At 39.1% G+C, this 23373-nt stretch carries 20 protein-coding genes and 1 pseudogene; 16 read left to right on the top strand and 5 right to left on the bottom strand.

Translation table 11 applies throughout. The features are described from left to right. The first annotated feature begins 214 nt into the window (after positions 1 to 214). The 10 genes and pseudogenes from LREU_RS00275 to tnpA all read left to right on the top strand — a co-directional run bounded on the left by LREU_RS00275 (position 215) and on the right by tnpA (position 11160). Positions 215 to 1564: an SLC45 family MFS transporter gene (locus LREU_RS00275; RefSeq protein WP_003669570.1), complete on the top strand. Its 1350-nt coding sequence runs from the start codon at positions 215 to 217 to the stop codon at positions 1562 to 1564. An 88-nt stretch (positions 1565 to 1652) separates the two neighbouring features. Beyond that, the gene (locus LREU_RS00280; RefSeq protein WP_003669571.1) at positions 1653 to 3905 is read left to right on the top strand and encodes a glycoside hydrolase family 65 protein; all 2253 of its coding nucleotides are present in this window, start codon (positions 1653 to 1655) and stop codon (positions 3903 to 3905) included. An 18-nt stretch (positions 3906 to 3923) separates the two neighbouring features. Next, positions 3924 to 4586 carry a beta-phosphoglucomutase gene (gene pgmB / locus LREU_RS00285; protein ID WP_003669573.1) on the top strand — a complete coding sequence of 221 codons (663 nt, stop codon included), beginning with the start codon at positions 3924 to 3926 and terminating at the stop codon, positions 4584 to 4586. A 76-nt stretch (positions 4587 to 4662) separates the two neighbouring features. After that, complete coding sequence (locus tag LREU_RS00290) at positions 4663 to 5145, top strand: Lreu_0056 family protein (protein ID WP_003669575.1); 483 nt, start codon at positions 4663 to 4665, stop codon at positions 5143 to 5145. An 87-nt stretch (positions 5146 to 5232) separates the two neighbouring features. Further along, positions 5233 to 5854: pseudogene (locus LREU_RS00295) on the top strand (GTP pyrophosphokinase). 1 nt (position 5855) lies between these two features. Next, positions 5856 to 6521 carry a response regulator transcription factor gene (locus LREU_RS00300; protein WP_003669577.1) on the top strand — a complete coding sequence of 222 codons (666 nt, stop codon included), beginning with the start codon at positions 5856 to 5858 and terminating at the stop codon, positions 6519 to 6521. Between the two features lie 11 nt (positions 6522 to 6532). Then, on the top strand, positions 6533 to 7780 hold the full coding sequence (locus LREU_RS00305; RefSeq protein WP_011953360.1) for a sensor histidine kinase: 1248 nt from the start codon (positions 6533 to 6535) through the stop codon (positions 7778 to 7780). 2 nt (positions 7781 to 7782) lie between these two features. Then, positions 7783 to 8964, top strand: coding sequence for a chloride channel protein (locus LREU_RS00310; protein WP_003669581.1), 1182 nt, complete (start codon positions 7783 to 7785; stop codon positions 8962 to 8964). A 151-nt stretch (positions 8965 to 9115) separates the two neighbouring features. Continuing rightward, positions 9116 to 10456 (top strand): glutamate--cysteine ligase, encoded by a 1341-nt coding sequence (locus tag LREU_RS00315; protein WP_003669583.1) that lies wholly within the window; start codon positions 9116 to 9118, stop codon positions 10454 to 10456. A gap of 245 nt (positions 10457 to 10701) precedes the next feature. Then, on the top strand, positions 10702 to 11160 hold the full coding sequence (gene tnpA, locus LREU_RS00320) for an IS200/IS605 family transposase (protein WP_003664118.1): 459 nt from the start codon (positions 10702 to 10704) through the stop codon (positions 11158 to 11160). Positions 11161 to 11358: 198 nt separating this feature from the next. Here the strand turns inward: tnpA and LREU_RS00325 are convergent, their stop codons facing one another. After that, a complete protein-coding gene (locus LREU_RS00325; protein ID WP_011953361.1) occupies positions 11359 to 12087 on the bottom strand; it encodes a gamma-glutamyl-gamma-aminobutyrate hydrolase family protein in 729 nt (242 codons plus the stop codon). A gap of 118 nt (positions 12088 to 12205) precedes the next feature. Between LREU_RS00325 and LREU_RS00330 the strand changes: the two genes are divergently transcribed. Both LREU_RS00330 and LREU_RS00335 read left to right on the top strand, forming a co-directional pair. Next, positions 12206 to 13072, top strand: coding sequence for an aldo/keto reductase (locus LREU_RS00330; RefSeq protein WP_003669587.1), 867 nt, complete (start codon positions 12206 to 12208; stop codon positions 13070 to 13072). Between the two features lie 138 nt (positions 13073 to 13210). Further along, positions 13211 to 14998 (top strand): glycerophosphoryl diester phosphodiesterase membrane domain-containing protein, encoded by a 1788-nt coding sequence (locus LREU_RS00335; RefSeq protein WP_003669589.1) that lies wholly within the window; start codon positions 13211 to 13213, stop codon positions 14996 to 14998. A gap of 52 nt (positions 14999 to 15050) precedes the next feature. Here LREU_RS00335 and LREU_RS00340 read toward each other — a convergent pair whose 3' ends face one another. Continuing rightward, on the bottom strand, positions 15051 to 15548 hold the full coding sequence (locus tag LREU_RS00340; RefSeq protein WP_003669591.1) for an ECF transporter S component: 498 nt from the start codon (positions 15546 to 15548) through the stop codon (positions 15051 to 15053). A gap of 268 nt (positions 15549 to 15816) precedes the next feature. On the opposite strand from LREU_RS00340, the gene LREU_RS00345 reads away from it, so the two are divergent. After that, positions 15817 to 17166 (top strand): FAD-dependent oxidoreductase, encoded by a 1350-nt coding sequence (locus tag LREU_RS00345; RefSeq protein WP_003669593.1) that lies wholly within the window; start codon positions 15817 to 15819, stop codon positions 17164 to 17166. Positions 17167 to 17225: 59 nt separating this feature from the next. Here LREU_RS00345 and LREU_RS00350 read toward each other — a convergent pair whose 3' ends face one another. After that, a complete protein-coding gene (locus LREU_RS00350; protein ID WP_003669595.1) occupies positions 17226 to 18200 on the bottom strand; it encodes a GMP reductase in 975 nt (324 codons plus the stop codon). 195 nt (positions 18201 to 18395) lie between these two features. On the opposite strand from LREU_RS00350, the gene LREU_RS00355 reads away from it, so the two are divergent. From LREU_RS00355 to pyrR, 3 genes are all read left to right on the top strand, one after another. Further along, positions 18396 to 19694, top strand: a complete 1299-nt coding sequence (locus LREU_RS00355) for an adenylosuccinate synthase (protein ID WP_003669597.1) — start codon at positions 18396 to 18398, stop codon at positions 19692 to 19694. Positions 19695 to 19804: 110 nt separating this feature from the next. Continuing rightward, positions 19805 to 20590: an immunoglobulin-like domain-containing protein gene (locus LREU_RS00360; protein ID WP_003669598.1), complete on the top strand. Its 786-nt coding sequence runs from the start codon at positions 19805 to 19807 to the stop codon at positions 20588 to 20590. Positions 20591 to 20755: 165 nt separating this feature from the next. Further along, positions 20756 to 21292, top strand: a complete 537-nt coding sequence (gene pyrR, locus LREU_RS00365; RefSeq protein ID WP_003673063.1) for a bifunctional pyr operon transcriptional regulator/uracil phosphoribosyltransferase PyrR — start codon at positions 20756 to 20758, stop codon at positions 21290 to 21292. 118 nt (positions 21293 to 21410) lie between these two features. Here the strand turns inward: pyrR and LREU_RS00370 are convergent, their stop codons facing one another. Further along, on the bottom strand, positions 21411 to 21797 hold the full coding sequence (locus LREU_RS00370; protein WP_003669602.1) for a hypothetical protein: 387 nt from the start codon (positions 21795 to 21797) through the stop codon (positions 21411 to 21413). Positions 21798 to 22045: 248 nt separating this feature from the next. Continuing rightward, positions 22046 to 23302, bottom strand: a complete 1257-nt coding sequence (locus tag LREU_RS00375) for an RNA-guided endonuclease InsQ/TnpB family protein (protein WP_003669603.1) — start codon at positions 23300 to 23302, stop codon at positions 22046 to 22048. Between the last annotated feature and the right edge of the window lie 71 nt (positions 23303 to 23373).

A 23373-nucleotide genomic window follows, 5' to 3' on the forward strand; every position in this document is an offset into this window, starting at 1 on the left:
TTTAAATAATTAACTATAACGGACCTGCTTGGCGGAAACTAAACAGTAAGAACTTTAAATTATAAAAATCTGCAACCGTTTTCTAAAATTTTGCGCAAGCGGTTGCGCAAAATTTTTAAATTTGATATTATTAATATTGCAATAATTCATGAAGCGCTTACAATAATCACAAGTGTCTTTTAGAACTATTTTATAAGTTAAGGAGTTGTTAGCAATGAGTCAAGAAAAGTCCACGGGGGCTGGATTACCTACTCTATCAAAGAGTACCATCTGGATGATCAACTTTGGATTCCTTGGTGTTCAGACAGCTTTTACTCTGCAGAGTTCTCAAATGAGTCGGATTTTCCAAACTATTGGGGCCGACCCTAACAACCTTGGCTGGTTCTTCATCTTACCACCATTAGCTGGTTTGATTGTTCAACCAATCATTGGTTATTATTCAGACCGTACATGGGCACTAAAATTAGGTGGTCGGCGGTTGCCATACTTACTATTGGGAATGATTGTAGCTGTTATCGTTATGATTTTGCTTCCTAATTCAGGAAGTTTCGGTTTCGGGTATGGTTCGCTTGCTGCCCTTTGGTTCGGTGCAATTACTGTTGCTTTACTTGACCTTTCATCAAATGTGGCAATGCAGCCATTTAAGATGATGGTTGGTGATATGGTTAACGATGACCAAAAGAGTTATGCCTATGGGATTCAAAGTTTCTTATCTAACACAGGTGCTGTGTTAGCTGCTGTTTTCCCATTTATCTTAACTGCTTGGTTTGGGGTTCGTAACACTGCAAAACGAGGCGTTGTTCCAGATTCAGTTATTATCGCCTTCTACGTTGGAGCAGCCTTGTTAGTTGTTACTAGTTTGTTTACAGTTTTCCGGGTTCATGAATATGATCCAGCAACTTATGCAAAGTACCATGGCATTACTGAAGATGACAACAAAGAAGGTGGAAACTGGTTTACACTTTTGAAGCATGCTCCAAAAGCATTCTGGACAGTTACCCTTGTTCAATTCTTCTGCTGGTTTGCATTCCAATACCTTTGGACATACTCAGCTGGTGCTATTGCCAAAAATGTTTGGAATACTGTTGATGCTACCTCTGCTGGTTATCAGGCTGCTGGTAACTGGTACGGTGTGCTTGCGGCTGTTCAATCAATCGCTGCGGTTATTTGGTCATACGTATTAGCTAAGGTGCCAAACAAGTACCACAAGCTTGGTTACGGTGGTAGTTTACTTCTTGGTGCTCTTGGGTTCATTTCAGTGTTCTTTGTTCATGATCAATGGACGTTGATTGTTTCATACACCCTTGTCGGAATTGCTTGGGCTGCGATGAACACTTACCCATTAACAATTGTTACAAACGCATTGACTGGTAAGCACATGGGTACATACCTTGGATTATTCAACGGTTCAATTTGTTTACCACAGATTGTTGCTTCAATATTGAGTTTTGTTTTATTCCCATTATTTGGACACTCACAAGTTCACATGTTTATCCTTGCTGGTATCGTAATGGCTCTTGGAGCTCTTTCAGTTGCCACAATCAAGGAAACTTATGCTGAATAGGAGTTATTTAATAAAACAAATTAATTAAGTTATAATAAAGGCAGGTTAAAGACTACCTTTATTTCAGATGAAAGGAATTGAGATTTAAATGAAACGTACATTTGATATTGCCCCTTGGCATGTTGCTACTCACAAATGGGACCCACAAGACAAGCGTTTACAAGAATCAATGACTAGTTTAGCCAATGAAAATCTTGGTATGCGTGGCTTCTTTGAAGAAGGTTACAGTGGTGACCACATGGAAGGTATCTACCTTGGTGGAGTTTGGTTCCCTGACAAGACTCGTGTTGGTTGGTGGAAGAATGGTTATCCTAAGTACTTTGGTAAGATGATCAACGCTGTCAACTTCATGAAGTTAATCATTAAGGTTAATGGTGAACAACTCGACTTAGCAAAGCAAACACCAAAAGACTTTAAGCTTGATCTTGACATGAAGCGTGGTGTTTTAGAACGACGCTTTACTGTTGAAATTGGTGGTACTGAAATGTACTTCAATTTTGAACGTTTTGTTAGTGTTACCCAAAAAGAATTAGTTGGTCAACGTCTCCACATTAAGAACCGTGGCGACAGTGATGCTAAGGTTGAAATTACCAGCATGATTGATGCTGATGTATATAACGAAGACGCTAACTACGATGAACAATTCTGGAACGTTTTAGGCAAGTCTGCTGATGGCGAACATGCTGAATTAACTTCTATGACTAAGAAGAATGATTTTGGTACTCCACAATTCATCGTTGGAATGAAGACTACTTCAAAGACTAACCTTGACCACGTAGATGATGGTACTGACGAAAAGCACGCTTACAACACATTTGCTGGTACTGTAGCTGCTGGTAAAGAAGTTAACTTTGAAAAGCGTAGTATCGTAATGACTTCTCGTGATTACGATTCTCAAGCAGATATTGAAAAGAACTTGGATGTATTAGGCGACCAACTTGATAATCAAAGTTTTGACGATTTACTCGATCCACATATTAAAGAATGGGCAGATCGTTGGGTTAAGTCTGATGTTGAAATTGAAGGTGACGAAGGAGCTCAACAGGGTATTCGTTTCAACCTCTTCCAACTCTTCTCTACTTACTACGGTCAAGATTACCGTCTTAACATCAGTCCAAAGGGATTCACCGGTGAAAAGTACGGTGGTGCTACTTACTGGGATACTGAAGCTTATTGTATTCCAGTTTACCTTGGGGTTGCAGACCCAGAAGTTGCACGTAACTTATTAATGTACCGTTACAAGCAATTAGATGGTGCCTTTGTTAACGCTAAGGAACAAGGACTTGATGGTGCATTATTCCCAATGGTTACCTTCAACGGTATCGAATGTCACAACGAATGGGAAATTACCTTTGAAGAAATTCACCGTAACGGGGACATTGCCTTTGCCATTTACCTTTACACTAAGTACACTGGCGACAAGTCATACGTTCTTAACGAAGGGGCAGAAGTTCTTACTGAAATTTCTCGTTTCTGGGCTGACCGTGTTCACTACTCCCAAAACAAGAACAAGTATATGCTTCATGCCGTAACTGGTCCTGATGAATACGACAACAACGTAAACAACGACTGGTACACTAACCTTCTTTGTCGCTGGACTCTTCAATACACCCTTGACATCTTAGACCAAGTAGATGAAAAGGTAGCTAAGAAGCTTAATGTTTCAGAAGACGAAAAGCGTAAGTGGAAGGGTATTGTAGACAACATGTACCTTCCTTACGACAAGGAAAAGGACATCTTCCCAGAAAACGATGGCTTCATGGACAAGGACTTGACTCCAGTTTCTGAAATTCCAAGTGACCAATTACCACTTAACCAACACTGGTCATGGGATAAGATCTTACGTTCACCATACGTAAAACAAGGTGACGTTATCCAAGGTCTCTGGGACTTCATCGATGACTTTACTAAGGAAGAAAAGAAGAACAACTTCGACTTCTACGAACAATTTACTGTTCACGAATCAAGTCTTTCTGCTTCCGTTTACTCAATTATCGCTGCTGATATTGGTTACGAAGACAAGGCCGTTGAATTGTATGAACGTTCAGCACGTCTTGACCTTGATAACTACAACAACGATACTTCTGATGGACTTCACATCACTTCAATGACTGGTTCATGGCTTGATATTGTTCAAGGATTTGCTGGTATGCGTGTTCGTGATGGTCAATTACACTATGCACCATTCTTACCTAAGAAGTGGGATTCATACCAATTCCGTCAAATGTTCCGTGGTCGGATCTTGAAGGTTAAGGTTGACAAGCATGGTACTAAGATTGACCTTGTATCAGGTGACCCAATTACCATTGATCTTGACGGTAAGAAGCTTGAATTAAAGTAATTCTTGGAGGCATTTGAGATGAAGTTTGAAGATTTGAAAGGTTTTGCATTTGACCTTGACGGTGTTATTGCTGACACTGCTCGTTTTCATGGTCAAGCATGGCACCAATTAGCTGACAAGGTTGGAACTGAATGGACTCCAGAATTGGCTGACGCATTAAAAGGTGTTAGTCGGATGGATTCTTTGGAATTAATCTTGAAGGCTGGCGGTCATGAAAATGACTATACTCAAGAAGAAAAAGAAGCTTTGGCAACTGAAAAGAATGATAACTATATTAAATTAGTTGAAACTCTAACACCTGCCGATATTCTTCCAGGAATGAAAGACTTCTTAGATGAATTGAAAGCTAACGGTTACCACATTGTATTAGCTTCTGCTTCTAAAAATGCGCCAAAGGTTCTTAAGTATTTGCAATTAACTGATTACTTTGAAGGAATCGTTAATCCAGCAAACTTAAGCCATGGTAAGCCAGATCCAGAAATTTACCAAGAAGCAGCTAAATTAATGGATCTTCCAGCTGACCAAGTAGCGGGACTTGAAGATGCCCAAGCCGGAATTGAATCAATTAACCGTGCTGGTGAATTATCAATTGGTTTTGGTGCTGATTTGAAGGATGCTGATGTTAAGTTCGATAAGACTGGCGACGTATCCTTAGCTGCTATTAAAGCGCAAATGAATTAAGATCCAATTTCTCTCTTTTAACAATCCGTAAAGACGTACTTAGAATAATCTAGGTGCGCCTTTTTTATGTGAAATTATGAAAAGAAAAGTAATTATAACAATCATTATTTTAATTAGTTGCTTATGGGTGGCAGTTACAATTAACTTTAATCGGCCTTCCTCTCAGCAAGTTCAGGATGAAACACAGTCAAGTCAACAGCCACGGCCAAAATTTACCGACCAACAAATTGGGGTTTTAGCGGGATTGGCAATATCTCCCGAGTGGTTAAAACAAAATATTGCTGCAAATCAACTCGTTTATGGAATTGTTAAGCCCTCTGACACCGTTCCAGCAGGGGTAGATGATTATAGTTATTTAGTAGCCGCTGACGACCAAGATGGGACGATAATTTTCTTTAAAGCGGAAGGACAAACCGTGATTATAAAATATACTTCTCAGCGAAATACAAAACTAAAAGCAAAGGCCTTAACCTTATCGCAATTAAAAAAAGAATTTTACCAAACTAGGTCACAAAAAAGAGAAGTAGACGACTACGTAGCAGGATTGCGGACCGAATAAAATTTAAGGCATCTTAAAAATGCTATTTTTAGGGTATTCTTTAGTGGTGAGTACTGTATAATATTCAAATTAAAGGAGGAAAATGTGATGTCAATTTATGGCCCATATGAGCAGATTTTGTCAAATATTCTTTCCCTCACAACTGATCGGATCAAAGAGCTAAATCGGCAAACAGTGCAGGATAAGCAACCAAAACTTTATGAACATTTAATTGCTCGGGTGAAGACTTCCGAGAGTATGGCGGAAAAATGCCAACGAAAAGGCTATCCGGTCTCTACTGAATCGGCCTTACGAAAATGTCGCGATGCAGTTTGGAATCAGAATTGTTTGTAACTTTATCGATGATATTGACCGTTGCCTTTGCCAATTACGTCAAGCTGACTGGTGTGAGGTTATTAAGGAAAAGGATTATATTACAAATGCAAAGCCAAATGGGTATCGGAGCTATCATGTCATTATTGATGAAAAAGTTCCATATCAAGATATTGAAGGAAATAACCCGGGACATTTTTATGTTGAAATTCAGTTACGAACGATTGCAATGGATTCATGGGCAAGTCTTGAACATGAGATGAAATATAAACATAATATTAAAAATCCAGAGCGAATTGGTCGCGAACTTAAACGTTGTGCTGACCAATTAGCATCATGCGACGTTCAAATGCAAACAATCCGGCAATTAATTAATTCTAGTGAGGAAGGCGAATAAGATGCGAATCCTTGTAGCAGAAGATGAACAGCAGCTATCTCATGTATTAAGTTCAGCGATGACAGCGAGTGGTTATCAAGTTGATATTGCTAATAATGGCCAAGAAGCCGTTGAGCAGGCGAAAGAAAATGCCTATGATGTCATAATTTTAGACATCATGATGCCTGTTAAATCTGGACTGGAAGCATTAAAGGAAATTAGAGCAACTGGTAATCGAACATATATTATGATGTTAACGGCTATGGGTGAAGAAGATGATAAGGTAACTGGTCTTGATGCCGGTGCTGACGATTATTTATCTAAGCCCTTTTCCTTAAAAGAACTACTTGCTCGTTTGCGTTCCCGTCAACGCCGAGATGATTCTTACCAAGTAGATGTTCTTGAATTTGGTGATTTGACCCTTAACGGTAACGATCAATCGCTTGAAAGCCATAATTCGATTAGTTTAACGAATCGGGAAAATCGTTTACTTCAGTATTTTATTTTGAATGCTAATAAAGAATTATCAGCGAATGAACTTATTAACCACGTTTGGGATGAGAATGAAACCGCTGATCAAGAAGATCTCTGGATTAATATCTGTTATTTACGGCAAAAATTACAGGCAATTCAATCTCAAGTAACAATTAGTGGTGAAAAAACTGGACCGTTTATGATTGCATGCTAGGGGGTCAAGGAATGATTCAACGTTTTCGCTATAAATTTATTGCAATCTCAACTGCGGCATTATTATTTGTAATTTTGACAATTGTTGGCAGTATTTGCACCCTCACTTACTATCAATCGCACCAAGAAATTGAACGGGTATTGACGATTTTGGTAAATAACGACGGCCAAATTCCCCGAAAAGGGATCCGGACTACTGACAATAGTCAACCTCAATTTTCACGTGAGGGCCTTCATCAATATCGTTATTTTGCTGTACTGGTTGATAATAAAAATCAAGTAACGGAAGTGCAAGATGATCATATTGCAACGGTTACGCCGCAGGATGCCCGAGCAATGACAGACCGTCTTGTAAGAAGAAAAGTGCATAGCGGGCAGTTGCTATATCGAGGGGTAAATTATGCTTATAAGATTCGGAATAAAAACGGCGAGAAAGTAATTGTCTTTCTTGATGAATCACTCCTCATGGCCCGGACACGATCACTAATGCATACAGGGTTGATCTTAGGGGTAATTGTTTTAGTTCTGTATACCATTGTTTTAACCCTTTACTCGCGTCGTGCAATTCGGCCAATTATTGAAGCAGAGCAGCGGCAAAAAGAATTTATAACTAATGCTAGTCATGAATTAAAAACGCCATTGACAGTTATTTCAGCGAATAATGAAATGCAAGAGATTATCAATGGTGAGAATGAATGGACAACAAGCACCAAGCAACAGGTTACTCGCCTGACAAAGTTAATTAATAACCTGGTGTCACTTGCGCGCATGCAAGAACAACCGACATTAACGATGTTGCCGGTAAATGTAAGTCAAATTGCCGGGGATGTGGCTAGTAGTTTCAAGAGTGTGATTTCAACCGAACAGAAACAATTCAATGTACAGATTGATGAAGGCTTGGTAGCAAACGCTGATGAAAATACACTACGGGAACTGTTGAATATTTTGCTTGATAATGCGAATAAGTATTGTGATCCTCAGGGTGAAATTGATTTTACAGTGTCCTCGTCTAATCATAGTAAAAATATAGTTATTACGATTGCGAATAGCTATAAAGATGGTAAAAGCCTGGATGCTAAAAAATTCTTTAACCGCTTTTATCGGGTTGATGAATCGCATACTCAAGGAAAAAAGGCAGGCTTTGGTATTGGGCTTTCGATGGCTCAATATATCGTTAAACAATTCAAAGGGAAAATTACGGCGAAGTATACAAATGGTAAGTTAGCTTTTATCGTAACGTTAAAAGAAGTAGGAAAGTAAGAATGAAATTTTGGCGACTTAAGATTGGAATATATGCAGTTGTTTGGAGCCTAATAATTGGTATGCTGACAGCGGCGTATTTAAACTTAGTTAACTGGGTAATTGATTTAGTTTGGCATCAATACCTAGATCCGGCAGTTAGTAGTAAATGGTATCCGTTTTTAGTATGTATTCCATTGGGATTTTTGATTGGTTTCTTGAATGAGCGATGGGGTAATTACCCGTTAACGATTGAACAAGTGCTGACGCAAGTAAGGTTGAAGGGGCAATTAAATTATCATAATTGGTGGAAGTCTTTTATTCTTGGCTTATTGGCCCTCGGAGCAGGAGGAAGCATCGGGCCGGAAGCTTCTACAACAGTCTTAACTAGCAGCATGATTAATTGGCTTGGTGACCGTATGCGCTGGGCAACTTCAATGCGCCAGAAAGTTTCTCTTTGGTACGGTAAAATGCAAACGCAAGATTTAGCCCGTGCTCCTAGATTCAGTCAGCTTTTTAAAAATAAATCTCAACGAGTCTTTGTTATTTCAGGATTAGTTGGAATTGGAATAGTAGGCGCGGCGATTGTTTTTAAGCTTTTTCCTGAAGAAGGTGTTTTTGGGATTCATCACCGGATCATTAATTGGGAGTGGATCAATTTATTAACGAGTATTCCAACGATTATCATTGGGATTGCTTTTGGGTGGCTGTTTGTTCACTTAGAAAATTGGGCTGCACTGATAATTAATGCAAAAATAAGTAAGATTTGGCAAGGTGGGATTTTTGGGTTAATTTTAGCGATCAGCTCGTTGATTACAAGCGATATCTTATTTTCTGGTGAGTTTAGAATTGTTCCTTTTACCCACGAAGCCTTCAATCATTCAATCATCTTCCTATTAGTTGTAGCACTCGTAAAAGCCGTAATGAGTAATCTGGGTTTTGCAATGGGATGGCGGGGAGGAACTATTTTCCCGGCTATCTTTTCGAGTGTCGCGGTAGGAACTGCCTGTGCGATGATGTTGCCTGGAGACGTACGGATAAATGCAATTGTTGTAATCGCGGCAAGCCTTACCTTTATTTTAGAAAAACCGTTATTAACAATTATCCCGCTGTTATTATTGGTACCAATTGAACTAGCGCCGGTTATAATTGTAGTTGCATTTTTAGTAGGAAGGATTATTAAACTTTTTCCTGCTAGTGAATAGAGAATCTTTAATATCTTTTGTGTAATAAAGAAGATTGAGTACTTGCTAAGCGTGAAAAATTATTTAAATTTTATTTTATTAATATTTTGTTGTTTATATGAGAAAAGTCCTGTATCTTTATTAAAAAGCAATTAGAGAATGGGGCGATAATGTGTTTAGCAGAATTGGTCAATTAATATTCGATAATGAAGCTGTTGCAAAGACTTCTGATTTTACAATGGGTCTTGAGATTGAAATGCAACGAGTAGACGAAGATGGCAACCTAAGCCTTGAGCCATATCCGTCAGCGATTGGGGATGAGAAGACTAATCCATGGATTACCAATGATTTTTTAGAAACAATGGCTGAAATGGTAACTCCTTCTGCCCAACATGCTCTTGATGCAATGCATTATTTGTATGTTATCAATAATACATTGCGATCAGCTCTTGCTCCCGGCGAGTTATTATGGCCGTTATCCATGCCCCCACGACTTCCTAAAGATAAGACTAAATTACGGTTAGCTAAAATGGGACCGAAAAAAGAAGCTTATTTGAAGGAATGGGCAAAACGTCATGGGTACTCGCAAGGAACGCCTTGTGGAGCGCATATTAATTTGAGTATTGATCAGCACATTATTGAGCTAGTCCTTAATGCTTTCCCGGAACGCTTTAATAGTGAGCGTGAAGTGCGGAATTATTTATATACTATCTTGGCACAAGGTTTTGTCCGATATCGATGGCTTCTTACGTATCTTTATGGTGCAAGCCCAATTGTTGAAGGAAATTATTTTGAACCGGGAAAAGAGTTGCCTCATCCGATTCGGAGTGTGCGGCAAAGTCAATACGGCTTTGGGATCAAATTTACCGGTGATTTTACTAATCTCGATCGTTACATTGCACGGATTGAAGAAGGAGTTAAAGCAGGGATCTTAACATCGGATTACGAATTTCATGGTCCGGTGAGGTTCAAAGGAAACACGGATTTAAAAAAGTTGCCTGAACATGGAATTGAGTATTTAGAATTACGAATGCTCGATTTAGATCCTAGCAGTTCAGTAGGAGTTCGAACTGGTACACTAAGATTTATTCGTTTATTAGCAAGTTACTTGATCATGCAGCCACCATTAAAAGAAAACGAAGTAGAAGAAATATTGGTGACTGCCGATAAAATGAATGAAGTTGTAGCCGAGGAAAATCCCCAAGCAACTTGTAGATATCAGGCCAAAGCTCGTGCTGTCCTCAAAAGTTTAGAGCGGTATGCCAATCAAATCCAACTCGGTCCAGAATATTCCGAAGTTCTGGAAGACTTAGAAGATCGGGTCGAAAATCCGTTAACTACCCCGAGTGCTAAACTCTTAAACTATGTAAAGAATGGTTCACTCACCGAGTATGCGTTGCGTCGTGCCAAACGTTACCAACAAGCGGCACAGGAAACAATCCATCCTTTCAAAGGGTTTGAAGATGGACGAATCTATACTGCTGATGAGCTTCGAAAAGAATTAACATTGTAACCTTTTCAAGGAGAAGCTAGCTCCAGTAAGCAATAATAGGCCTCCAACGTTCGATTTTACCGGGCGTTGGAGGCCTATTATTAATGTCTTTAGACCTGGTTGAGTGCGCGAGCAGAGCGAGTGCACGAAACAAAAAACCACCTGCTATGCGGGTGGGCGATAAAAATTATATAAAAAAGGCCTCTTTTGCCTTAAGATGTAGGTGTTCAAGCCAAAGTCAATAAGGGAAAAGAGGTTATATAAATATGGCTAATAAATTAAATAGCTTAGCCCATACGAAGTGGTTATGTAAGTATCACATCGTATTCATACCAAAGTATAGACGTAAAGCGATCTTCAATCAATACCGAAGAGACCTGAGAGATTATATTCGTTTGTTGTGCAAATATAAGGGAGTAGAAATAATTGAAGGTCATATGATGCCAGATCATGTGCACTTGTTAGTAAGTATTCCGCCGAAGCTAAGTGTATCGCAGTTTATGGGATACTTAAAAGGGAAAAGTGCATTAATGATGTTTGATCGACATGCAAACTTAAAATACAAATATGGGAACCGACATTTTTGGGCTGAAGGCTACTATGTAAGTACAGTTGGATTGAATGAATCCACGATAAAGAAGTATATCCGAGATCAAGAGAAACATGATATAGCAATGGATAAGCTAACAAGTGTGGAATATTCAGACCCTTTTAAGGGTAAGTGAGGTAGTACAAACACCGCTTAAAGCGGTGGCAAAGTAGTCAGAGCATTTTGGCTTGAGCAAAGCGAAAGCCAGCGCCTTGAGACGCCGGCTTTTATTATCGGCTTATAGCCGATGTGCAAACCACCCGTTTGACGGGTGGTTATGATTCTATGTTTTTTTCTGAAAGTAACTTAGCTTATGTCACAGCCCCTCCACTATTTATTTAACCGCTTTTTTCGCTCTAGCAATTAAGTCAGCAAAAATAGCGCGCGAATAATCGTAATGTTTAAACATGTTTTCTGGATGCCATTGAACTGCTAAAATTTGATCAGAGTTAATGGTTTCCACGGCTTCTGGTACCTGATCATCAGCCCATGCCGTTACATGAAGTGGTTCAGCAATCTGATTTAGTGATTGATGATGACGTGAATTAACATATGGTCTGGGTCCTACTAAGTTAAATAATCGACTTGCCTTGTCTGTATTAACGTGGTGGGAAGGAAAATTTCCTGGGGCATCTTGGGAATGCTTAAGGGTTTGATGGGGATTTTCCGAAAGGTCTTGGTATAAAGTCCCGCCAAGCGCAACATTTAATACCTGCATTCCACGACAGATCCCCATTATTGGTTTTCCAGCATTAAATGCAGCTGTAGCAAGACTAATTTCAAATTGATCTCGTTTAAGATATGTGGGACCTAATTTTTGATGCGGTTCTTCGTTGAAAAAGGTTGGATCGACATCACTTCCTCCAGCAAAGATAATCCCATCAAAAAGATCAAGGTAGGATGGTGCTAGTGAAGCAGCAACACTAGGAAGAATAACGGGTAATCCTCCTGACTTGATAATGGCTTCGATTAATGGGCGAGGTGCGAAGGCAGCATTTCGCTCGTTAATGATGTTTGTAGCTTCAGTTAATGTATCTGCAGGAATAGCAATTCGTGGATGCATATAACCCCTCCTCATTTAGTTCTCATGATATTATAATCAAAGCATAATTCATTTGGAATAGCAATCAATATTTTTAATAAAAAAAGATATAATAGAAGAAGAAAGAAGGAATGTAAAGATGCTTGAATTAACTAATATTAACTCAACGTTCAACTTAAATAATGAGGTCAAGATTCCCTGTGTGGGATATGGTACATTTAGGACTCCGGCAGATGTAGCTGAACAGGCCGTGAAAGAAGCAATTGAAACTGGTTATCGACACATTGATACTGCGGCTGTTTACGGAAACGAAGAAGCAGTAGGCAAGGGGATTAAGGATTCGGGAATTAAGCGTGAAGACCTTTTTGTGACTAGCAAGTTATGGAATACTAATCGTGGCTATGAACAAACGAAGAAGGCTTTTCAAGAGACGCTTGATCGTTTGCAGATGGATTATTTAGACCTTTACTTAATTCACTGGCCCGCCAATGAAAAGCAGTTTGGAGATGATGCTGCCAAGATTAATGCTGAAACGTGGCGCGCAATGGAAGACCTTTACAATGAAGGTAAAATTCGGGTAATTGGGGTAAGCAATTTTATGCCTCACCATATTGCGGAATTAATAAAAACGGCCAAAGTAGCGCCAGCAGTTGATCAAATTGAGGTTCATCCGGGTTGGCCACATACGGAAGAAATTAAATACTTACAAGCACACAATATCTTAGTTGAGGCATGGGCTCCTTTAGGTGGTCAAGGTGCTAAAGTATTAACTAATCCAACAATGATTCAAATCGCTGATAAGTATCAAAAGACGCCAGCGCAAGTCTGTTTACGTTGGATTCTCCAACAGGGGATTCTTCCATTACCGAAGTCTGTCCATAAAGAACGGATGATAAGTAACCAAAATATATTTGATTTCGAATTAACTGATGAGGATATGCGCAAGATTAATTTATTGCCAAATCTTGGCGGTCAATGTGCTGATCCAGATGAGGTTGATTTTTAACGATAAAAAATATGAAATTGATGCAGTAGTATTGGGTATCCAGTCAAATAAAAATAGTATGCTAAAAAGTCTCGAACCTTCACGGAAGAGGCTTTTTTGATATAATTTCTTTTAGCTAATAATGAGGAGAATTTGAAAATGAAAAATGCTTATCGCGCTTTTCGCCAATACTCTTGCCAGTTCAGGAAAAATTGGCTTGAATATTTAATATTATTTGGCGGTCTTGATATTTTAAACCAGTTTCTGGTAATTCCATTTTTTCGCTGGATAACTACCTTTGTCCTGCAGGCAGGAGAAATTCCGTTTATTTCATATCAAAATATTGTAATTATTCTGACCCATCATCCATTAGTTGTAGTGAGCCTTTTAATTGAATTAATATGTCTAATGGTAATTATCTATGGCGAATTTATGCTCTTGTTGACGGGCTTTCGTGAAATTGGCTTGCCAGAGTTTAGCTGGCGCCGAATGTTTAGGCAAACAAAAGAAACTTTATCGTTACTAAATTTTGGATCGTTAATTCTATTATTAGGTTACTTTTTGCTTATTATTCCATTTGCGGATATCATCTTTCGAACTCCCCTGCTGGCGAAAATTCAAGTTCCTCAGTTTATTGTTGATTATCTTACCCGTAATGCATGGCTTATTGGTGGATTGACCTTGTTCTATCTTTTGATGACAATGATCGGTATTCGTTTAATATTGACAATGCCGTTAATGGCTTATCAACATTTACGGTTAAGAGCTGCTATGTCTCAAAGCTGGCAAATGACAAGTAAGCTAAGATGGTTGAAGTTTTTAATTCAAATTGTGCTGATGACAATAATTGTAGGTAGTATAACGGTTGTTTTTTACCTCATGATTTACATTCTCCAGGTTGTTTTGGATTTATTACCCGGGAAATTATCTTTGATTACTGCTATCTTTAACTTGTCGATCTTACAGCTTGGTGGGGAAGTACTAGCAGTATGGGCAGGAACAATTATCTTACTGGTAGTCGTTAACCCCTTAACTAGCATTAGTGAACTAGCGACAACTCCTGAACATCCATCACGAGGATTGCTAACTTCCTTTATGCTTGTCTTCCTTGTAATCGGCTTGGCGACTCTTGCAAATAATACTTTTTACATGATGGGAACGGGGATTAAACGCCCAATAACTATCTCTCATCGGGGAGTTACTGAAAAAAACGGGGTGCAAAATACTATTCCAGCAATGGAAAAAACAAGTAAACTTAAGCCTGATTATATTGAAATGGATTTGCATGAAACAAAGGATCACCGGTTTGTTGTGATGCACGATGAAAATCTTAAAGACCTAACAGGAGTAAATAAAACACCTCATGAACTAACATTGAAGCAATTAACACGACTAACAGCACGCGAAAATGGCTATCATGCTAAGGTTGCGAGTTTTGATCAATATTTAGCAGCGGCTGAGAAATATCATCAGAAACTTCTGATTGAGATAAAAACAACACCCCATGATTCAAAACAGATGCTCCAGAATTTTAATCGCCGGTATGGGAAAAGGATTTTGCAAGATCATGACCAAGTTCACTCGCTTGATTACAGTGCTGTGACTAAGCTAAAAAATATTAATCCGCGGTTAACAGTTTTGTATATTCAACCCTATAATTTGGGTAATCCCCAGGGAGTTGCTGACGGTTTTTCGATGGAATATTCAACATTAAATCAGGACTTCATTACTCAAGCCCAGTGGCAACATAAACCGGTATATGCATGGACGGTTAATGACACCGATTTAATGAAACAGACTATGTATAACCACGCTAATGGGATAATTACCGATGATTTAGGGGAATTAAATGCGGCAATAAAAGATTTTACTGGAAAGCAGAGTTATGCTAATCGAATTCTAAATTATATTATTGTCGTGCCCACAAGTGGGGGAATTGAACCGTAAAAAAATACTCGAGAACAGATAAGCCGTTAAGGCGATCAGTTCTCAAGTATTTTTATCCAACGTGATGCTTCTTCAATTGCCTAATAACAATTAACGCCACTATTCCACCGATCATTCCTTGGATAAAGTTTGAACCTAAACTTAAAAAACCAGTAATTACATGGTACATAACGGTATTGCAGATAAAGTAGATTGCAATCATTACGATTGTTCCGACCAAGATTGCGGTCCATTTGCCCCAGGTGGTGTTGCCATATTTTTTATAAATCCAGCCACTGATAAATCCTTCTAAACCATGAGCGGCAAAGGAAAATAAGGCATCTTGGGGGAAGCCGGAAATAAGGTCAAGGAACATTCCGCCAAAGCCACCAACAATTGTCCCTGCTCCTGGTCCTAAAAGCATGGCAGCAATGAATACACCAGCATCACATAAGTTGACGTTACCATGTGTCCATGGAATAGGGATAAGAAAGAAGCGGCCGAGGACAAGAGTTAATGCTAATAACATTGCGGCAATAATTGAGCGGCGTAACCGAAAAGTAGATTCCATATTAAAACTCCTAACATAGTCAATTGTGAGTAATTTTACAATAATTTTCAAAAAATTTCAGAGAAAAAATGTGTAGTTATTTATCTATCGATACAAACAAAAATTAACTTAACATCTTGTATCATAGTAATTACATTGAAATATTATGTAATAAAACTGATAATTGATTTTCAACTGATAATCAATATTCCTATTTTATATATTGATTAAATGAAAATAATGCGTATAATAAATTGTGAAAATCAGAACATGATATGAGGTGTGTGTTATGAAGGTTATTATTGTTGGTTGTACACATGCGGGAACAATTACTGCCACTCAAATTTTACAGAATCATCCAGAAACAGAAGTCACAATTTATGAACGGAATGATAACGTTTCATTCCTCTCATGTGGGATTGCAGTTTACTTGAGCGGTGATGTTGGTAATCCAGATGCGATGTTTTATTCAAGCCCTGAACAACTTGCTGCCATGGGTGCAACAGTTCATATGCAACATAATGTAACTGATATTGACCCTAAGACTAAGACAGTCACAGTGACAGACCTTGTGACAGGCGAAACAAAGACCGACCATTATGATAAGTTAGTTGATACTACTGGTTCTTGGCCAGTAATTCCACCAATTGAAGGTGTAGATGGCCCTCATGTTTATTTGTGCAAGAATTACCATCATGCTAAAGAATTATTTAACGTTGCTAAAGATGCGCAACGAATTGTTGTGATTGGTGGAGGTTATATTGGGGTTGAATTAGTAGAAGCTTACACTCGTCAAAATAAGGACGTTACATTGATTGATGGGTCTCCACGGATGCTTCATAAATACTTTGACCGCGAGTATACGGATCGAATTCAACAGGAATTTGTAGATCACGGCGCCCACTTTGCTTTTGACCAACGCGTAACTGGATTTGAAAACCACGAAAATGGTGTAACCGTTAAGACGGATAAGGGCAACTACGAGGCAGATATTGCTATCCTCTGTGTTGGCTTCCGTCCTAATACTGATCTCTTAAAAGGTAAAGTTAAGATGCATGATAATGGGGCAATCATTACGAACGAATACATGCAATCATCTGATCCAGATATTTACGCTGCCGGAGATTCAACGGCTGTTCACTATAACCCAACTGGCAAGGATGCATACATTCCATTAGCTACTAACGCTATTCGGCAAGGAACAATTGTTGGAACAAATCTCTTTGGTAATACAATGCGCGATATGGGAACCCAATCTAGTTCTGGCTTAAACTTATATGGAACAACGATGGTATCATCTGGCTTAACTTTGGAGAATGCCAAAGAAGCGGGCTTTGATGCAGCTGCGGTGACAGTTGAAGACAACTACCGTCCAGAATTTATGCCGACAACAACTCCTGTATTAATGACATTGGTGTGGGATAAGAAGACTCGGCAAATTCTTGGTGGACAGTTTATGAGTAAGCATGATGTTTCTCAATCTGCTAACATTATTTCCTTATGTATCCAGGATAAGCACACGATTGATTATTTAGCATTTGTTGATATGCTTTTCCAACCACACTTTGATCGTCCATTTAACTATGTAAATATTCTTGGCCAAGCGGCGGTAAAGAAACAAGCTGAATTAGAAAAATAATAACTAAAAAGGTTAGAAGAGAAAAAGTTTTCTTCTAGCCTTCTTTTTTACGCTTATTTTTAAAAATCGCCGTTCATGATTGAATCTTTTACAATCATATAATCGACCTTCCGAATAGCTTCAAGGTCACGACCACCCGAGTAAGAGATGGATGATTGTAAGTCTTCCTGCATTTCGGTTAAAGTGTCTTTGATGGAGCCACGGTAAGGAACGAGCATCTGCTTTCCTTCAACATTTCGATAAGCACCTTTTTGAACCTCAGATGCAGAACCCCAATATTGTTTGTATTGTTTTCCATCAATGTTGATGACATGTCCTGGTGATTCGAGGTGACCGGCAAGCATTGAGCCAATCATCACCATTGAAGCGCCAAAACGGACAGACTTAGCAATGTCCCCATTATGTCTAATACCGCCGTCAGCGATGATTGGTTTCCGCGCGGCTTTAGCACACCAACGAATAGCGGATAATTGCCAACCGCCAGTACCGAAACCAGTCTTTAGCTTAGTGATGCAGGCTTTACCGGGACCAACCCCAACCTTAGTAGCATCCGCCCCAGCATTTTCAAGGTCGCGAACAGCTTCGGGAGTTGCAACGTTCCCCGCGGTTACAAAAGTGTCGGGAAGTTTTTCTTTGATGTATTGGATCATTTTGATCACAAAATCAGAATGACCATGGGCAACATCAATTGTAATATACTCTGGATTTAATTGTTCGGATTTTAGTTGATCAATAAAATTATACTCATCATCCTTAATCCCGACCGAAATCGAAGCAAATAATCCTTTTTCGTGCATCATTTTAACGAAAGCTGCTCGTGTCTCTGGATTAAAGCGGTGCATCACGTAATAATAGTCATTTTGGGCAAGCCAAATTGCTAAATCTTCATCGATGACGCTCTCCATATTTGCAGGTACAACAGGGATCTTGAATGTGTGAGGGCCAAACTTGACGCTTGTATCTGCATCCTTACGGCTTTTGATCACACATTTATTTGGGACCAACTGAATATCATCATAATCGAATGTTTTCATTAGGGCAGCTCCTTTTTAAAAATTTACCGTAATTATTATGCGCTAAAATATATGAAGCGTCAATGAAAATAGCGTACATTTGCTGAGTGATATCAAAAAATAGTTCGATAAGCTGTTGACGACAAGGAATTAATCCGGTAGAATAGCGAAGTAAAAACGTTAATTTTAGAAAATATAACTATGAGGTGAAAATAAATGTCATCAGTTGTTATTGTTGGTAGTCAATGGGGCGATGAAGGAAAGGGTAAGATGACCGATTACCTAAGCCAAGAAGCGGACGTTGTTGTTCGTTCACAAGGTGGTAATAATGCAGGTCACACAATTGCATTTGATGGTAAGAAGTTTGCCCTCCGTCTAGTGCCATCTGGGATTTTTGCTAAAGACAAGTTAGCGGTGATTGGTAATGGAGTGGTTATTAATCCACCTGCATTATTAAAGGAATTGCATTATCTTCAAGACAACGGGATCGACATTTCAGGTTTACGGATTTCTAGTCGTTCACACATCACCTTCCCATACCATATTCTTCTTGATAAATGTCAAGAAGAGGCAAAGGGTGATCACAAGGTGGGAACGACCAAGAATGGGATCGGTCCTACCTACATGGATAAGGTTTCTCGTGTTGGTATCCGGATGTGTGACTTGCTTGAAAAAGATACCTTTAAGGAAAAACTTGAACGTAACCTCGCTGAAAAGAACGAATTATTCACTAAGTTATACCATGTTGACCCAATTAGCTTTGACGATATTTTTGAAAGTTACTACGAATATGGTCAAGAATTAAAGCAATACGTTACTGATACAGCTCAAATTGTCAATGATGCCCTTGATCAAGATAAGAAGGTCCTCTTTGAAGGGGCACAAGGGGTTATGCTTGATGTTGACCAAGGAACCTATCCATATGTTACTGCCTCTAACCCAATCGCGGGGGGAGTATGTACTGGTGTTGGCGTTGGCCCTAATAAGATCGAAACAGTTGTTGGAATTTGCAAGGCTTACTCTACGCGTGTTGGTGCTGGTCCATTCCCAACTGAATTAACTGATGAGATTGGTGATCAGATTCGTGAAACAGGTCATGAATACGGAACTGTTACTGGTCGACCACGGCGCGTTGGTTGGTTTGATAGTGTTGCAATGCGTCACGCACGACGGGTTTCCGGAATTAGCTGCCTTAGTCTTAACTTGCTTGATGTCTTGACTGGTTTGAAGACCGTTAAGATTTGTACCTCATACAAACTTGATGGTAAGCAAATTGATTACTACCCAGCTAGTTTGAAGGAACTTGAGCGTTGTGAACCAGTTTATGAAGAACTTCCGGGATGGGACGAAGATATTACTGGTGCGAAGAAGTTTGAAGACTTACCAATCAATGCTCAAAATTATTTGAAGCGGGTAAGTGAATTGTCAGAATCACCACTTGCAACTGTTTCTGTTGGTGCTGACCGGATTCAAACGATTATTGTTAAAGACCCTTGGGAATTCGCACATAAATAAAATAGATGAAAGCTTCTAATGTTTGAATAATCTTTAAGCATTGGGGGCTTTTTATTTTCCTTGATTCCTCTATGGTATAATCGAGGCAAATAAACGTTATAGGAGGCAAGATGATGACACAGCCAACACTAACAGTAGAAAAACATTATTTAAATTGGCCACTTAACCGTCCTTTAAATCAAGCTGACATAATGCACGAGTTGGGTGTGCATGCATCCGATGAAAAGGGCCAAGATTTAACGAGTAAGGTGATGATGAACCTAACTCAAGTAGATGTTAACAAAGCAGGAGAATACCCTGTGATGTTAAGTGTAATGGATAATAACGGGCAAAGTACTCAGGTAAGTATCACCTTAAATATTCAACCGATGCGGACACAGAATGCAACTCAGGAAACTGCAACGCCTCAAAAATCAAGACGGGGATGGTTATGGGTTATTATCGCAATTGTTGTTATCTTATGTGCATGGTGGGCAATTAGTTCTCATAACCGGCAAGCAGCCAACCAAGCGGCCACTGATAGCCAGCAAAGTAGTCAAATAAGCAATAATTCAAGCAGTATCAGCGATTTAACAAAAGATAATCAACGTCTCGCTAACCAAGTGGCAGAACTTAAAGGAGCAACTCAACAATATCAAAAGGACCATGACCAACAAGCACTAGAAAGTCGCCTTGATAAGATTCAAAGTCAAATTCAAGATTTGCAAAATCAAGTTCAAAGTAACAACGTGAAGCAAGATTTAAACCAAGTTAACGAAACGGTTAATGAAGTACGGGAAAACCCAGCGAATGGGACGAAAATTGTTAACAACCTAAAGAATAAGGGTGATTTTCAAGAAATCTGGGGAAATATTAGCCAAGAAGTGCAGAAGTGGCTAGATGAGTTTGCCAATTAGTGAGTTTGACAGCGACAAGCTAGACCCTTAAAATGGTAATAATAATTAGCGAGCTTTCCCGTTAAATTGTTAGGGAAAGACTCAAGTAAATGCTGGATCCTTCCTTAAATTAGCGGAGGGTCTTATTCTTTTGAAAGATTTTAAATTAATTAAGGAAGTGACATGATGGCTCATGAGATCTTAGACGGTTCAAGTATGCAACGTGCATTGACCCGGATTACTTATGAGATTATCGAACAAAATAAGGGTGTCGATAACTTAGTATTTGTTGGAATTAAGACGCGGGGGGTATATTTAGCAAAGCGCCTCGCCAAGCGACTAAATCAGTTGGAAAATGTAGAAATTCCTGTGGCACCACTTGACGTCTCACTTTACCGTGATGACCGTCATGTACCAGATCATACTCAAGAACCAACCGTAAAAACTGATCAATTAGATATTGATATTACTAACAAACATGTTATTTTAGTTGATGATGTGCTCTTCACTGGACGGACAGTTCGGGCGGCCTTAGATGCTTTAATGGATATGGGTCGGCCAACCCGAATTTCATTAGCGGTCCTTGTTGATCGGGGACACCGTGAATTACCAATTCGACCAGATTTTGTTGGAAAGAATATTCCAACTGCAATGAATGAGACTGTTCATGTAGCCGTTGAAGAATATGATGGCCATGAAGATGTAACAATCGAGCATAACTAAAAGGGGAACGAGGCAAAAGCTCCCATATAACAATAGGCCTCCATCGTTCGGTTTTACCGAGCGGTGGAGGCCATTAATGTACTGCGCTTGTTACTGTTACTTATTATGGAATTCCCTTTTATCTTATCTTACGCCACCAATCCACCGTTGAATGTTCATTAAATACCCGGGTACCAAATTTTTTTTGAAACCATCGGACTTGTTTGGGAGTAAATCCCCGGAATACTAATGGTAATTTTTTCCAATGAGAATAAAGGGCATAGAGAAGAAGAATGTATTGTTCTTTACTAATCTCATCTATTGGAATCTCACTAACCATAGTCATTGAAATGCCTGTTCCTAGGGCGGGAAAAGTATCAAGGCTAATCTTATAGATTGGGTTATTGCTGATGTTAGTAGTAAATACTATTAATGCTTGTTTCTGTCGCGGACGATAAACTTTTTCGATCCGCTTATTAATCTTATGGACTTGGCGTTTAGTTGGATTAAGAATTATATTCCGCATATGAAAGCCTCTGATCGAACATCTGTTTAGGGAATAGTATATCATAGCAGTAAATGGGATCAAGTCAACCACCATCGACTAAAGTCGATGGCTTGTGAGCAGACACCCCTATATTGAGTATCTGAACCACAATTTGCATAGATACGGATGGTTTATCCAAACAACCGTAGTTGTTTGGATAGTGACTATCTAATTACCAATGCCTTTTACATTCCCAGGTTGCCATAGGAATGAGTCTAGCCTTTGGGCTAGGATTTTTGTTGTTTCTGGAATCCTTTTTCCAGAATATTCAATGCTGCATTGTGATCACGAATATGATGAGTATGGCATTGCGGACACGTCCATTTACGATCTGCCAGTGTTAGCTTTTTAGTCCCACCACTACCCATAACAAAACCACAGTCATGACAGGTTTGGGTCGTATTTTTAGGACTGACCGTAATGAATTGACGCCCATAGAGATCCGCCTTGTAAGCCAACATGTTCAAGAAAGACCGCCAGCCAACGTCAGCAATGCTCATTGCCAAAGCATGATTCTTGAGCATGTTCTTACTACGCAACTCCTCAGCTACTACTAAATCGTGGTTCTTGATTAGTGCAGTAGAGATTTGTTGGAGAAAATTATGTCTTTGGTTCATTACTTTGACATGGAGTTTGGCAACTAACAAGCGTTGTTTTTGGTAATTTTTACTATCACGTAAAGAACGATGTTCTTTTTTGATACGTCGTTGCCGTCTAGATAAAATACGCTGTTCTTTGGCTAATTTGCCTTTAATAGTGCGATAATATCTTGGATTAGGAACTGTGTTACCTTCACTATCGGTTAAGAAATTATCAGTATTAAGATCAATTCCAATATGTTCGTGATTAGCTTTGGACACTTTAACAAAAGATTCATCAGAAGCTAGTTGCATTGATAGAAAGAAGTGATCTGCTGGATCTTTAGTCAACGTCACAGTACCAATTCTAGTCTCACACATTCTCTTCAAAAGACGTGCTTGAGAACCGGCAACCCGTAACTGTCCTATTTTAGGGACTTTGACATGGCTATTATCTAGAAAACAGACTGTACCGTTAGTTAGCAACGCAGTCTTTTGCCCTGGGTATTGACAATTGGTTTGATAACGCCAGCGATAACTCTTTCGATGAAACTTAGGAACACCAGCGGTGTGAACCTTCCGAAAAGAGTTCCAAGCTTTTCGATAGTTCTGAATGGCATTAGCTTTCGTCAAACTGTCAATTCGTTTATCTTCTAAAAATTGATAGTGATTCGACATTTGTTTAGCGTTTTGGCGCATAGTTAGTTGCTTAATACGATCTTGTACCGTATCAATTGGTAGTTTGACTCGGCTTAATTGCCAAAGTTCTTTACCAATTGCGACCATTTCGTTGTAAATAAAACGACTAGCATCACTATTAACCTTAATTATTTGTTTCTGTTGGTCACTAGGATAGCAACGCATTTTCAATCCATAATGGTATTCCAATTGTGCCATTGACTTCATTTTATTTCACCTCCTTTATTGATATAATATAATCATATCATCAGACAATGACTATAACAATTGAGGTGTTA

The sequence above is a fragment of the Limosilactobacillus reuteri subsp. reuteri genome (assembly GCF_000016825.1).
GTDB lineage: Bacteria > Bacillota > Bacilli > Lactobacillales > Lactobacillaceae > Limosilactobacillus > Limosilactobacillus reuteri.